Source organism: Alloiococcus sp. CFN-8, from assembly GCF_049943125.1.
Classification (GTDB): domain Bacteria; phylum Bacillota; class Clostridia; order Clostridiales; family Clostridiaceae; genus JAEXZL01.
Genome location: NZ_CP188040.1, coordinates 3,216,736 through 3,231,565 on the forward strand (window position 1 = coordinate 3,216,736; position 14,830 = coordinate 3,231,565).

Below are 14,830 nucleotides of genomic sequence, written 5' to 3' on the forward strand. Positions count from 1 at the left end.
TATCCAGCTATAAGAGTGATTAATATTCAAAGACAAAAGAAGAGGTGTATTTTATGTGGTTCATATTTGCTTTATTAACAACGCTTTCCTGGGGCTGTGCTGATTTGTTCTACAAAAAAGGTAATACAGAAGGAGATAAGTACAGCCACCTGAAGACCGTGATAATGGTAGGTCTGGTTATGGGTATTCATGGCTTTTTCTATATGACGGTAAATAATATTGATTTTTCTCCCAAATATCTAATAACATATTTACCAGTTTCTGCTATGTATATACTTTCAATGGCTATAGGCTATGCTGGACTTAGATATATAGAATTATCAATATCCTCGCCAATACAAAATTCTTCAGGTGCCGTGACTTCAATACTTATATTTATATTTTTTACACATACTATCTCTGTGTTAGAGGGATTAGGAATAGTGATTATAACAGTAGGGATAACTATCCTTGCAATCCTCGAAAAAAATAAGGCTAAAGAAGAAGAAATATTGAGCTTAGAAGAGGATAAAAGATACAGAAAGAGCTTTTTAGCAATTATTTTCCCTATACTTTATTGTATTATTGACGGTTTAGGTACCTTTGCCGATGCAATATATTTGGACGAGCTGTCCCTAATTAGTGAGGAACATGCCCTTTTGGCATATGAATTTACTTTTCTTATATGCGGTATAATCGCGTTTATTTATTTAAAATATAAAAAAGAAAGTTTTAATATACTTAGAGAAAAAGACATGGGGATTGCAGCGATTTTCGAAACCATAGGTCAATTCTTCTATGTGTTTTCTATTTCAGATAAGGCTATCATAGCAGCTCCTTTAATTGCATCCTATAGCATAGTTTCAGTAATCCTATCAAGAATAGTTTTAAAAGAAAAACTAACAAGACAGCAGTATGCTACAGTGATGTTAGTAATGATAGGTATTGCTTTACTTGGATTAGCAGAAGGGTTAGCTGGTTAATAAAAAAAGATTCATTCTATAGATTTATAGAATGAGTCTTTCTTTTTATATTGGATCATTTTTTTGGTTTACACCTATATTATGAGTACTTATCTAAGTTAAAATGAGGTCTAAAGCTTATATTACTTATAAATGAAACAAAAACATAGCCTGGTGTATCTATATGAGAAATAGTGAGGAAAAAGTAATAAATGAAAGATTTATACAGAAAAGATGGTAAATATGCACCTTTGTTTGAAATAACAATATTAAATTAGAGGTATTATATACAAGTCGCTTACGACAAACGGAAAACACTTGAGCTAAGAAGTAAGAGTTTAAAGATTTAGGCTCGCTTTGCTCGCTTAGTTAAGATTAAAACTTGAATTTCTTGAGAAAGAAAAAGTTTTGAAAAATAGTGTTGACAAGGATAAAGCGGCGTGGTAAGATAAACAAGCTGTCTGATGAGGACAGAGAATGGTCTTTGAAAATTGAACAGAGAACTAAGTTTAGAACAAATACAAACCAGCAATTTTTTTAAGTAATTTTGAGAAGTATCAAACTTTTAAATTGAGAGTTTGATCCTGGCTCAGGACGAACGCTGGCGGCGTGCCTAACACATGCAAGTCGAGCGAGGAAATTTCTTCGGAGGTTTCCTAGCGGCGGACGGGTGAGTAACACGTGGGCAACCTGCCTCGAAGAGGGGGATAGCCTCCCGAAAGGGAGATTAATACCGCATAATATCGGTTTATCGCATGATGAACTGATTAAAGGAGAAATCCGCTTCGAGATGGGCCCGCGGCGCATTAGCTAGTTGGTGAGGTAACGGCTCACCAAGGCGACGATGCGTAGCCGACCTGAGAGGGTGATCGGCCACATTGGGACTGAGACACGGCCCAGACTCCTACGGGAGGCAGCAGTGGGGAATATTGCACAATGGGGGAAACCCTGATGCAGCAACGCCGCGTGAGTGATGAAGGCCTTCGGGTTGTAAAGCTCTGTCTTCAGGGACGATAATGACGGTACCTGAGGAGGAAGCCACGGCTAACTACGTGCCAGCAGCCGCGGTAATACGTAGGTGGCGAGCGTTGTCCGGATTTACTGGGCGTAAAGGGAGTGTAGGTGGATGCTTAAGTCAGATGTGAAATACCCGGGCTCAACCTGGGAACTGCATTTGAAACTGGGCGTCTAGAGTGCAGGAGAGGAAAGTGGAATTCCTAGTGTAGCGGTGAAATGCGTAGAGATTAGGAAGAACACCAGTGGCGAAGGCGACTTTCTGGACTGTAACTGACACTGAGGCTCGAAAGCGTGGGGAGCAAACAGGATTAGATACCCTGGTAGTCCACGCCGTAAACGATGGGTACTAGGTGTAGGGGGTATCGACTCCCCCTGTGCCGCCGTTAACACAATAAGTACCCCGCCTGGGGAGTACGGTCGCAAGATTAAAACTCAAAGGAATTGACGGGGGCCCGCACAAGCAGCGGAGCATGTGGTTTAATTCGAAGCAACGCGAAGAACCTTACCTAGACTTGACATCTCCTGAATTACCCTTAATCGGGGAAGCCCTTCGGGGCAGGAAGACAGGTGGTGCATGGTTGTCGTCAGCTCGTGTCGTGAGATGTTGGGTTAAGTCCCGCAACGAGCGCAACCCTTGTTGTTAGTTGCTACCATTAAGTTGAGCACTCTAGCGAGACTGCCCGGGTTAACCGGGAGGAAGGTGGGGATGACGTCAAATCATCATGCCCCTTATGTCTAGGGCTACACACGTGCTACAATGGCGAGTACAGAGAGACGCAAGACCGTGAGGTGGAGCAAAACTCTAAAACTCGTCCCAGTTCGGATTGCAGGCTGAAACTCGCCTGCATGAAGCCGGAGTTGCTAGTAATCGCGAATCAGAATGTCGCGGTGAATACGTTCCCGGGCCTTGTACACACCGCCCGTCACACCATGAGAGTTGGCAATACCCGAAGTCCGTGAGGTAACCGCAAGGAGCCAGCGGCCGAAGGTAGGGTCAGCGATTGGGGTGAAGTCGTAACAAGGTAGCCGTAGGAGAACCTGCGGCTGGATCACCTCCTTTCTAAGGAAACTTAATCGGAAGTCTTTTCCCTTGGAAAAGCACCGGTTCACAAAGCTGGGTTTATTCTAGTACTGAATTCTCTGTTTAATTTTGAAAGACCACTAAAAACAGAGAAAAACTAATAGTGAAAAGTGAAGAGTTAAAAAAATTTTTTTTGGTTCTTAACTCTTAGCTCTTAGTTTTTAGTTCTTAGTTAGTCTTTTTAACTGTTCTTTGAAAACTGCATACAGAAACTGATGTAAGTAAAGATAACTACAATCTTTTAAAGTGCAAATTATAAATTGTTTATTCAATGTATGATTTCGCTGAGAATTAATTGTAAAACTCAATTGATAATCCAATTGAAAACCGTAAAAGACGTTTATACGTAACAGTTTAATGTCTGAGCGAGTGATAAGCGCAGCAATGCGAGGAGACGAGGAGCGAGGAGCGGAGCGTACAAAACCGTACGTGAGCACCACAGCGACGAAGTTCGACGAAGCAGTGCGAAGCTTAGCACGAGCGAAAGGTCAAGCTACAAAGGGCGCATGGTGAATGCCTTGGCATCAGGAGCCGATGAAGGACGTGATAAGCTGCGATAAGCTTCGGGTAGGCGCACATAGCCAGTGATCCGGAGATCTCCGAATGAGGAAACTCACATGGGTAACCCCATGTATCCATAACTGAATCCATAGGTTATGGAGGGTAAACCCAGGGAACTGAAACATCTAAGTACCTGGAGGAAGAGAAAGAAAAATCGATTTTCTTAGTAGCGGCGAGCGAAAAGGAAAGAGCCCAAACCGGAAACTTGTTTCCGGGGTTGCGGACAGAACAACAAATGCAGGAGATGACTAACCGAAGCCAGCTGGAAAGCTGGGCCACAGAAAGTAACAGCCTTGTAGGTGAAAGTCATTTAGTGCCAGTTCTGATCCAGAGTACCACGAGACACGTGAAACCTTGTGGGAAGCAGGGAGGACCACCTCCCAAGGCTAAATACTACCTGATGACCGATAGTGAAGAAGTACCGTGAGGGAAAGGTGAAAAGAACCCCGGGAGGGGAGTGAAATAGAATCTGAAACCATGTGCCTACAACCGGTCAAAGCACCTTATGTGTGTGATGACGTGCTTTTTGTAGAACGAGCCTACGAGTTACGGTATGTAGCGAGGTTAAGTACTTTAGGTACGGAGCCGAAGGGAAACCGAGTCTTAATAGGGCGACTAGTTGCATGCCGTAGACCCGAAACCGGGTGACCTATCCATGGCCAGGTTGAAGCGGAAGTAAAATTCCGTGGAGGACCGAACCACGTTGGTGTTGAAAAACCATGGGATGAGCTGTGGATAGCGGAGAAATTCCAATCGAACTCGGAGATAGCTGGTTCTCCTCGAAATAGCTTTAGGGCTAGCGTCGGATATGAGTAGCGGAGGTAGAGCACTGAATGGGCTAGGGGGCGTATAGCTTACCGAACCTTATCAAACTCCGAATGCCGCATACTATGAGTCCGGCAGTCAGACAGTGACAGATAAGTGCCATTGTCAAAAGGGAAAAAGCCCAGACCGTCAGCTAAGGTCCCCAAGTATAGATTAAGTGGTAAAGGATGTGGGATTTCTAAGACAACTAGGATGTTGGCTTAGAAGCAGCCACTCATTCAAAGAGTGCGTAATAGCTCACTAGTCGAGAGATCCCGCGCCGAAGATGTCCGGGGCTAAAATCTATCACCGAAGCTACGGATTGACACAATAGTGTCAGTGGTAGGGGAGCGTCCTGTATGGGCTGAAGTCGTACCGTAAGGAGCGGTGGACTGTACAGGAGTGAGAATGTAGGCATAAGTAGCGAGAAATGGGTGAGAATCCCATTGGCCGAAAACCTAAGGTTTCCTCAGGAAGGCTCGTCCGCTGAGGGTTAGTCGGGACCTAAGCCGAGGCCGAAAGGCGTAGGTGATGGACAATCGGTTGATATTCCGATACTGCTGTTAATCGTTATTACCGATGGCGTGACGCAGGAGGATAGTGTGTGCCAGCTATTGGATGCTGGTCTAAGCACTTAGGTATACAGGATAGGCAAATCCGCCTGTATTAAGCTGAGGTGTGATGGGGAAGGTCCTACGGGGCCGAAGTACATGATTCCACGCTGCCAAGAAAAGCGTCTAGGGAGAGAGACAGTACCCGTACCGCAAACCGACACAGGTAGGTGAGGAGAGAATCCTAAGGCTGGCGGAAGAATTGCAGTTAAGGAACTCGGCAAATTGACCCCGTAACTTCGGGAGAAGGGGTGCCATGGAGACATGGCCGCAGAGAATAGGCCCAAGCAACTGTTTAGCAAAAACACAGGTCTCTGCTAAAGCGTAAGCTGATGTATAGGGGCTGACGCCTGCCCGGTGCTGGAAGGTTAAGGGGATTGCTTAGCGCAAGCGAAGGCATGAACTTAAGCCCCAGTAAACGGCGGCCGTAACTATAACGGTCCTAAGGTAGCGAAATTCCTTGTCAGGTAAGTTCTGACCCGCACGAATGGCGTAATGACTTGGGCACTGTCTCAACTGCAAATCCGGCGAAATTGTAGTGCAAGTGAAGATGCTTGCTACCCGTGGTTGGACGGAAAGACCCCGTAGAGCTTTACTGCAGCTTAGCATTGAGTTTCGGTATTGTCTGTACAGGATAGGTGGGAGACTGGGAAACAGGGTCGTCAGGCTCTGTGGAGTCAACCTTGGGATACCACCCTGACAGTACTGGAATTCTAACCGGGCACCATGAAGCTGGTGACGGGACATTGTTAGGCGGGCAGTTTGACTGGGGCGGTCGCCTCCTAAAAAGTAACGGAGGCGCTCAAAGGTTCCCTCAGAACGGTCGGAAATCGTTCGAAGAGCGCAAAGGCATAAGGGAGCCTGACTGCGACACCTACAAGTGGAGCAGGGACGAAAGTCGGACTTAGTGATCCGGTGGTACCTCGTGGGAGGGCCATCGCTCAACGGATAAAAGCTACCTCGGGGATAACAGGCTGATCTCCCCCAAGAGTCCACATCGACGGGGAGGTTTGGCACCTCGATGTCGGCTCGTCGCATCCTGGGGCTGAAGTAGGTCCCAAGGGTTGGGCTGTTCGCCCATTAAAGCGGCACGCGAGCTGGGTTCAGAACGTCGTGAGACAGTTCGGTCCCTATCCGCCACGGGCGCAGGAAATTTGAGAGGAGCTGTCCTTAGTACGAGAGGACCGGGATGGACTGACCTCTGGTGCACCAGTTGTTCCGCCAGGAGCACAGCTGGGTAGCTATGTCGGGAAGGGATAAACGCTGAAAGCATCTAAGCGTGAAGCCCACCTCAAGATTAGATTTCCCATAGCGTAAGCTAGTAAGACCCCTCGAAGAACACGAGGTTGATAGGTCGGAGGTGTAAGCACGGCAACGTGTTCAGCTGACCGATACTAATAGGTCGAGGGCTTGACCAAAATAAATGACGACTTTACAAAACATCATTCTGTATGCAGTTTTGAAAGAACAACAGTTTTTTCTAAGGATTGTAAATCTCTAGCGAGATTTGCATAAGCGACCACGCTAAATCGAAGATTTAGAATGTCTGCTTATCCGGTGGCAATGCCATGAAGGTAACACCCGTTCCCATTCCGAACACGACGGTTAAGCTTCATAGGGCCGATGGTACTGCAGGGGAAGCTCTGTGGGAGAGTAGGAAGTTGCCGGGTATTATAAAACTCTGATACTTATGTATCAGAGTTTTTTTGCTATGTTTAAAAATATGAATTTTAATGAAAAAATATTTGTAACAGTAGTGTTATTTGTAGTATTATAAAAATGTTAACAGATTATCATATAACTTATAGTACAGCTTTATGATGAAGGGAATGATTTCTTTGGTTCAAAGTCTAGTACGAGCACTAGATATATTATTAGTTTTAAAGGGCGCGCAAAAAAAATATTCTATTGCAGAGTTATCGAATGAGTTAGATTTGCCACCTAGTACCGTACATCGTATTTTAAAAACACTTTGTGAAAAGAATTTTGTGTCAAAAGATGAAAATTCACACACATATAAATTGGGACCAGCTTTAATTTCTTTGGGTATGGCTGCATCTAGTAGCTTACATATAAGAGATGCTGTCACTCCAATTTTAAAGGATCTTTCCTTAGAAACCTCTGAGGATGCTTTTTACATGATAGCAGTAGGCTATAACGGAATTGTGATAGACAAGGTCGATAGTAGCAATAATCTTAAAATAGTAGAGAAATATGGTTATGAGTTTAATCTTCACTGTGGAGCTATGAGGAAAACCTTACTAGCATATCAGACTGATGAATTTATAGAAGACTATATAAAAATTATGGAGGAAGATACAACCTGCTATCCTAAATTTGAAGCAAGTAAGTTAAGAGCGGATATAACTAGAATAAGGAAGGAAGGGGTTGCAGTTTCACATGGTGAATATATAGATGGGGCAGTAGGAATTGGTGCGCCAGTCTTTGATGCAAAAGGAAAGCTTAAAGGTTCTATAGGTATCATAGCGCCAGAATCTCGTATCTTAGAAGGGGACAAAATTGATAAAGTTAAGCTTTCTGTTAAGAAATATGCAGAGAAGCTATCCTATAATATGGGGTATGCAGATAACAATGGATATTAATAATAACTAATTTCCCAATGATTATAGCTATAAGCCATAGTAAAACTAGCTTTCTTGATAGGAATTTTCTAATCATCAAGCTTTGGATCTAGTAATATTACTATGGTTTTTTATTTATTTTTATTAAACTATTGTTTTAGTTCCATAATAGTTAAAAATTAATTCACAAAATCAAATATCAAGTATAGACATTTTAAATTCTTGTTGATATAATATATTTAGAAAATATTCTTACAAATTATTCAATTATGTGTAGATGTGTCCATTGGTTTTTGGAAGTGATAACATAAGCAAACAGTTTATATTTTTTTTGCTAAATTAATGGAATGCATTCCACAATATGAAATATATAGTTAACTTTAGTCTTTAACAGGATGAGAAAGTTATAAAAATACTTTTACTAATTATTTTATATTGTAATATAGTTTGAAAATATCATATAAATAATAATTTAAGCTCTAGACTTAATAATTTCGCCTTGTTATAATACAATTATACAAGATACGACATTATATTGGCTTGTTTCTGTGAAATAAAGCTTTATTAAGAGAAGCTTAAATGTTTATATTATATTTTTTAATAATTACGTGGAACGCATTCCGTATAGTGAAATAATTTCTGCAAAATAACTTCTTTAGCCATAATTGATACAGTTGTAAGAATAGCATACTTAAACAGAGATTAAAAAATATAAATTAAGGAGGCTATAACATGGATGTATTAATTGACGGTATAACCTCATTGACTCTTGGACAGATAGTGATGTGGGTTATAGGAGGAGTATTAATTTATCTCGCTATCAAAAAGGAATATGAGCCATCATTATTACTACCAATGGGTTTTGGTGCAATTTTGGTTAACTTTCCTGACACTGGAGTCCTTACTCAAATAGTAGGAAATACTGAAGTAGAAGGTATACTAGAATTTTTGTTCCAGGGAGGAATATCCACTGAGCTATTTCCACTTCTTATTTTTATAGGGATTGGTGCCATGATAGACTTTGGTCCACTTCTTCAAAATCCCTTTATGCTCTTATTCGGTGCTGCTGCACAGTTTGGCATTTTCTTTACAATAATAGTTGCTGCTGTATTTGGAGGCTTTTCAATCCGTGAGGCTGCTTCCATAGGAATAATCGGAGCAGCTGATGGGCCTACTGCAATCTTTGTTGCAGGCCAGCTAGCATCTCAACTTCTTGGACCTATTACCGTAGCTGCTTATTCTTATATGGCATTAGTTCCAATAATCCAGCCTTTTGCTATTAAGCTAGTCACCACTAAAAAAGAAAGACGTATAAGAATGAAATATAAGGCAGAAGGTGTATCGAAGCTTACTAGGATAACCTTCCCAATAGTTATTACCCTAGTTGCAGGACTTATATCACCAATGTCCCTGCCATTAGTAGGATTTTTAATGTTTGGTAATCTGTTAAGAGAATGCGGTGTTTTAGATAGATTATCTCAAACAGCACAAAATGAGCTGGTGAATATAATTACAATATTGTTAGGCATCACTATTGCTACAAAGATGACTGCAGATCAATTCTTACAGTGGAAGACACTATTAATAATTGGCTTTGGGCTTGTTGCATTTATCTTTGATACCATCGGTGGGGTGCTATTTGCTAAACTAATAAATGTATTCTTAAAGATTACTGGGAAGCCATTAATTAATCCTATGATAGGAGCTGCCGGTATATCTGCCTTTCCAATGTCTTCTAGGGTTATTCAAAAGATGGCACAAAAGGAGGATCCTCAAAACTTTGTGCTCATGTATTCAGTTAGTGCAAATGTAGCAGGTCAGATTGCTTCTGTTGTTGCTGGTGGAATGATTCTTGCATATTTCGCAGCTTGATTACACGGATAAAAATATTGAAATGAGGTGTTAAGATGAATATTAATCCAGAACTACTAGGACAATCATTGGAAATAATGGGCTTAGGAATGGCTGGTATATTTATAGTTTTAACAGTATTGCTATTAGCGGTAAAGATTCTTATTAACATATTCCCTGAGAAGAAGGATAAGGAAAAGCCAAAAACAATAGATACGGAAAAAGTAGAAAAAGTAGAGTCAGCTCCTAATAAACCGGAGGATGAGCTAACAGCTGCTATAATTGCTGCAATCTCTGAAGATATAAATCTACCATTAGATAAATTCAAAGTAACTAACATACGTGAAATTTAACTATATAATTCTAAATTCCAAATTTTAAAGATTAAATTATTAATTTATCTAAATCTTATTTAATATGAAAGGATGATTATGTTATGAAGTATGTTGTAAGTGTAAACGGTAAACAATATGATATAGAAGTTGAAAAGGTTGTAGGTGGATACCAACCTATGTCAAGACAGGGGGCCGCAGCACCAGTGTCAAGAGCGGCGGCTCCAGCTCCAATTTCGCAAAAAGTTCAGTCAGCTCCACAGCCATCACCGGTAAAGGCTCAAAATACAGTGGTTAATTCTAGTGCTGGTGATACAAAAATGGAAGCTCCAATGCCTGGTACTATTTTAGATATAAGAGTTAAGGTTGGAGATAAGGTTAGTGATGGACAAGTTGTTTTAGTATTAGAAGCCATGAAGATGGAAAATGAAATTGTATCTCCAGTAGATGGTACCATAGCTTCTGTTATGGTGAAGAAGGGAGATACTGTAGACTCTGGCGATATACTCATCACCATTAATTAAATATGATTTGGTTATTCTCAATGGATCATGGCAGATACTATTAATAAAATAATTAATTAGAATACTTATTAGGCACATTATAAATAATTAATAATCTAAAGGAGGGGTAATGATGAGCCAAAGTAAGGTTTATAGTTTACATGATGCAATTGAAAAATTTGTGAAGAGTGGTGATCATATTTCCTTTGGTGGTTTTACCACCAATAGGAAGCCATATGCCGCAGTTCACGAAATTCTTAGACAGGGACAGGGAGATTTTATAGTTGAGGCAGGGCCAGCTGGTGGAGACTGGGATATGCTAATAGGAGCTGGAAGAGTAAAGGCATATATTAACTGTTATACCGCCAATTCTGGAGTTACCAATGTTTCCCGTAGGTTTAGAAGTGCAGTAGAAAAAGGAGAAATTCTCATGGAGGATTATTCGCAAGATGTTGTAATGCTTATGCTTCATGCAGCTTCTTTAGGCTTACCCTATCTTCCAGTGAGACTTATGATGGGAACTGGATTAACAGATTACTGGGGCATTAGCAAAGAAGACAGAGAAAAGATAGACAAGCTACCCAATGATAAATTTGTCTATGTTGACAATCCATTTAATCCAGGAGAAAGGGTAGTGGCAGTACCAGTACCTCAAATAGATACGGCTATTATACATGTACAGAAGGCTTCTCCTGACGGTACATGCTCTATAGAAGGAGATGAATTCCACGATATCGATATAGCTGTAGCATCGAAGCACTGTATAGTAACCTGTGAAGAGCTAGTTAGTAATGAACAAATAAGAAGAGAGCCTTGCAAGAATTCTATACCTTCCTTTGTAGTAGATGCTGTTGTACATGTTCCTTATGGAGCTCATCCATCCCAATGCTATAACTATTATGATTATGATAATCCATATTTTAAAGATTATGATAAGGCTAGTAAGACTCAAGAAGATTTTGAAGCCTTCCTTAAGGAATGGGTTTATGATACAGGAAGCCATGAAAATTATTTAAATAAGCTTGGTGCTACTCGTCTTATTAAGCTTAAGACAGTTCCTGGTTATGGGTACGCTACAGAGATATGTAAGGAGGTTAAATAATGGCTGATTACACTAATTATACAAATAAAGAAATGCAGGCAGTGACCATTGCAAAATGTATAAAAAATGGACAAGTAGTTATTGTAGGTACTGGTCTTCCTTTAATTGGAGCTTCCTTAGCAAAGAGGTGCTTTGCCCCAGAATGTAATTTAATAGTTGAAAGTGGCCTTATGGATTGTGCACCTATAGAGGTTCCTAGAAGTGTTGGTGATAATAGATTGATGGCTCAGTGTGGAGTTCAATGGCCAAATGTTAGATTTATAGGTTTTGAGGCTAATGAATGGCTTCACGATAGTGACCGACTTATAGCATTTATTGGTGGTGCTCAGATCGATCCTTATGGAAACGTTAACTCTACCTGTATAGGAGATTATCATCATCCAAAAACCAGATTTACTGGCAGTGGAGGAGCTAATGGAATAGCTACCTATTCTAATACAGTAATCATGATGCAGCATGAAAAACGTCGTTTTATAGACAAGATAGATTATATGACAAGTCCTGGTTGGATAGATGGTCCTGGAGGCAGAGAAAGGATAGGTTTACCTGGAAACAGAGGTCCTCAAATGGTAGTTACAGATCGTGGACTTATGAAGTTTGATGAAAAGACTAAGAGAATGTATCTAGCTGGATATTATCCAACCTCCTCTCCAGAAGATATAATTGAAAACACAGGTTTTGAAATAGATGTGTCGAGAGCTGTACTTCTAGATGCTCCAGATCCTGAGGTTATTAGAATCATTAGAGAAGAAATAGATCCAAAGGAAGCATTTATAAAGGTTCCAAAAGAAGATGCTCTAGTAGGAGTATAAATATTAACATTACATAAGGAAAAATTGTAAGGAGGAAGAGTGAATGGGAGAATATTCAATGCCTAAATACTTTCAGAATATGCCTGTAGTAGGTAATCCTCTGAGAGAGCGTAATTTAGTAAATGAAGCAGAGCTTAAGAAAATTGAAGAGAAAATTCGTACCTTTGCTGAAGAGGCAATGGCTGGAGGACGATCTGATGAATCTTTAAATGCCTCGGGGCAGATGACTGCAATACAGAGAATAATGGCTTTAGTTGATGAGGGAAGCTGGTTTCCTCTCAATAGCATATATAATCCAGAAAACAATGATAATAACTCCACAGGGATATTAAAAGGCTTAGGTCGTGTTGATGGAAAGTGGGTAGTAATTGTTGCTTCTGATAATAAGAAGCTGGCAGGGGCCTGGGTTCCAGGACAAGCTGATAACCTTCTTAGAGCGTCGGATACAGCAAAAATACTCAGAATACCATTAGTATACTTACTTAACTGCAGTGGTGTGAAATTTGATGAACAAGAAAAAGTTTATCCTAATAGAAGAGGTGGAGGAACTCCATTTTTCCGTAATGCAGAACTGCAGCAGCTAGGTATTCCAGTTATAGTTGGTATATATGGTACCAATCCTGCTGGAGGTGGTTATCACAGCATAAGTCCTACAATATTAATAGCCCATGAAAAGGCTAATATGGCTGTAGGTGGAGCAGGAATATTAGGTGGAATGAATCCTAAGGGCTATGTTGATTTAGAATCTGCCGAGCAGATGATTGAAATGCAGATGAAGGGGCCTAAGGAGAATCCTCCTGGCTCTGTAGCTGTTCATTACAACGAAACTGGCTTCTTCCGTGAAGTTTATGAAGAAGAGATTGGAGTTATAGAAGGAATAAGAAAATACATAAGCTATTTACCAGCATATAATCTTGATTTCTTTAGAGTGGATGATCCTATGGAACCACAGTTTGACAGCAGTGAACTATACAGTTTAGTTCCTATAAATCAAAAACGTATCTATAATATATACGACGTAATAGGTCGACTCTTTGATAATAGTGAGTTTATGGAATATAAAAAAGGTTTCGGACCAGAAATCGCAGCTGGGCTTGCTAAAGTTGATGGCTTATTAGTAGGAGTTGTTGCTAATGTTCAAGGGATTTTAATGAATTATCCAGAGTATAAGAATAATAGTGTTGGAATTGGAGGGAAGCTATATCGTCAGGGTTTAATTAAAATGAATGAGTTTGTTACCCTTTGTGCTAGAGATAGAATACCAATGATATGGCTTCAGGATACCACTGGTATTGATGTGGGAGATGAGGCTGAGTGTGCTGAATTACTGGGTCTTGGACAATCACTGATTTACTCCATAGAAAACTCTGATATACCTCAATTGGAGATTACCCTTCGTAAAGGCTCTGCTGCAGCTCATTATGTTCTAGGAGGTCCTCAGGGGAATAATACCAATGCCTTCTCCTTAGGTACAGCAGCTACTGAAATGTATGTTATGAATGGGGAAACTGCTGCAGCTGCTATGTATTCTAGGAGATTAGTTAAGGATAAAAAGGAAGGTAAGGATTTACAGCCTACTATAGATAAGATGAATAACCTTATCGAAAAGTTTACTGAAAAATCCCGTCCACAGTTCTGTGCTGAGGAAGGTATGGTTGATGAAATTGTTGATATGACAGCTATAAGAGGTTACCTATATGCCTTTACCTGTGCTGCCTATCAAAATCCTAAATCTATATGTGCTTTCCACCAGATGCTTCTACCTAGAAGCCTTAAAGATTTTGATACTTACAAAAAATAGAGCTTAATATTTCCTGTAGGAGGTTAGTATGGATAAAGTTTTAACTTTAGGTATAGATGTTGGATCTACAGCTTCTAAATGTGTGATCTTACAGGATGGCAATAAAATCGTTAGCAAATCGCTAATACATGTGGGAGCTGGAACTAGCGGACCCTCTAGAGCTATAAAGGAAGTACTGGATAATTGTGGCTTCTCTAAGGAGGATATGGATTATTCCTTAGCCACTGGTTATGGACGTAACTCTATTGACTGGGTTGATTATCAGATGAGTGAGCTTACATGTCATGCAAAAGGAGCATATTTTTTATTTCCTAATGTTCATACAGTCATTGATATTGGAGGACAGGATGCCAAGGTCCTGGGTATCGATGAAAGGGGATATTTAAAAAACTTTGTTATGAATGATAAATGTGCTGCTGGTACAGGGAGATTCTTAGATGTTATGGCTAGAGTTTTAGAGGTTGATATTAATGATCTGGAGAGGTACTCTGAGATGTCTACCAAGACTGTTAATATCAGCTCCACCTGCACTGTATTTGCAGAATCAGAAGTTATATCACAGCTAGCCCAAAGCACTGATAGGTGCGACATTATAAGAGGTATACATAGATCTGTAGCTGGACGAGTTGCAGGACTTGCGAAAAGAATAGGAATTCAGGATGCTCTTGTAATGACTGGGGGAGTGGCTCAGAACAAAGGTGTAGTTAAGGCTTTAGAGGAGGAGCTGGGGAGGGAAATTTTCACCTCACCCTTAGCACAGTACACTGGAGCCTTAGGCGCTGCACTGATTGCTTATGAGAAGTGTAAAAAATGATAATAGGATTAATTTAAG

At 40.5% G+C, this 14,830-nt stretch carries 9 protein-coding genes, 3 rRNA genes and 1 pseudogene; all 13 read left to right on the forward strand.

Translation table 11 applies throughout. The features are described from left to right. Positions 1 to 53 precede the first annotated feature (53 nt). The 13 genes and pseudogenes from ACPWSR_RS15095 to hgdC all read left to right on the forward strand — a co-directional run bounded on the left by ACPWSR_RS15095 (position 54) and on the right by hgdC (position 14,812). Positions 54 to 962 carry an EamA family transporter gene (locus tag ACPWSR_RS15095; RefSeq protein ID WP_426349057.1) on the forward strand — a complete coding sequence of 303 codons (909 nt, stop codon included), beginning with the start codon at positions 54 to 56 and terminating at the stop codon, positions 960 to 962. Between the two features lie 545 nt (positions 963 to 1,507). Beyond that, positions 1,508 to 3,018, forward strand: a 16S ribosomal RNA gene (locus tag ACPWSR_RS15100). Between the two features lie 507 nt (positions 3,019 to 3,525). Then, a 23S ribosomal RNA gene (locus ACPWSR_RS15105) occupies positions 3,526 to 6,433 on the forward strand. 135 nt (positions 6,434 to 6,568) lie between these two features. After that, positions 6,569 to 6,685 (forward strand): 5S ribosomal RNA (gene rrf, locus ACPWSR_RS15110). The 16S, 23S and 5S rRNA genes sit together here, the layout of an rRNA operon. 159 nt (positions 6,686 to 6,844) lie before the next feature. Next, a pseudogene (locus ACPWSR_RS15115) lies at positions 6,845 to 7,003 on the forward strand (helix-turn-helix domain-containing protein); the annotation flags it as partial. A 60-nt stretch (positions 7,004 to 7,063) separates the two neighbouring features. Next, on the forward strand, positions 7,064 to 7,618 hold the full coding sequence (locus tag ACPWSR_RS15120) for an IclR family transcriptional regulator (protein WP_426351397.1): 555 nt from the start codon (positions 7,064 to 7,066) through the stop codon (positions 7,616 to 7,618). A gap of 711 nt (positions 7,619 to 8,329) precedes the next feature. After that, the gene (locus ACPWSR_RS15125) at positions 8,330 to 9,469 is read left to right on the forward strand and encodes a sodium ion-translocating decarboxylase subunit beta (protein WP_426349058.1); all 1,140 of its coding nucleotides are present in this window, start codon (positions 8,330 to 8,332) and stop codon (positions 9,467 to 9,469) included. A gap of 35 nt (positions 9,470 to 9,504) precedes the next feature. Next, the gene (locus ACPWSR_RS15130; protein ID WP_426349059.1) at positions 9,505 to 9,801 is read left to right on the forward strand and encodes an OadG family transporter subunit; all 297 of its coding nucleotides are present in this window, start codon (positions 9,505 to 9,507) and stop codon (positions 9,799 to 9,801) included. An 83-nt stretch (positions 9,802 to 9,884) separates the two neighbouring features. Continuing rightward, positions 9,885 to 10,304 carry a biotin/lipoyl-containing protein gene (locus ACPWSR_RS15135; protein ID WP_426349060.1) on the forward strand — a complete coding sequence of 140 codons (420 nt, stop codon included), beginning with the start codon at positions 9,885 to 9,887 and terminating at the stop codon, positions 10,302 to 10,304. Between the two features lie 109 nt (positions 10,305 to 10,413). Then, positions 10,414 to 11,385: a glutaconate CoA-transferase subunit A gene (gene gctA / locus ACPWSR_RS15140; protein ID WP_426349061.1), complete on the forward strand. Its 972-nt coding sequence runs from the start codon at positions 10,414 to 10,416 to the stop codon at positions 11,383 to 11,385. Next, on the forward strand, positions 11,385 to 12,197 hold the full coding sequence (gctB, locus tag ACPWSR_RS15145) for a glutaconate CoA-transferase subunit B (protein ID WP_426349062.1): 813 nt from the start codon (positions 11,385 to 11,387) through the stop codon (positions 12,195 to 12,197). Before gctA ends, gctB begins: the two co-directional genes overlap by 1 nt. Positions 12,198 to 12,240: 43 nt before the next feature. Then, complete coding sequence (locus ACPWSR_RS15150) at positions 12,241 to 13,998, forward strand: acyl-CoA carboxylase subunit beta (protein ID WP_426349063.1); 1,758 nt, start codon at positions 12,241 to 12,243, stop codon at positions 13,996 to 13,998. A 28-nt stretch (positions 13,999 to 14,026) separates the two neighbouring features. Continuing rightward, on the forward strand, positions 14,027 to 14,812 hold the full coding sequence (gene hgdC, locus ACPWSR_RS15155; protein WP_426349064.1) for a (R)-2-hydroxyglutaryl-CoA dehydratase activase HgdC: 786 nt from the start codon (positions 14,027 to 14,029) through the stop codon (positions 14,810 to 14,812). Positions 14,813 to 14,830: the final 18 nt, after the last annotated feature.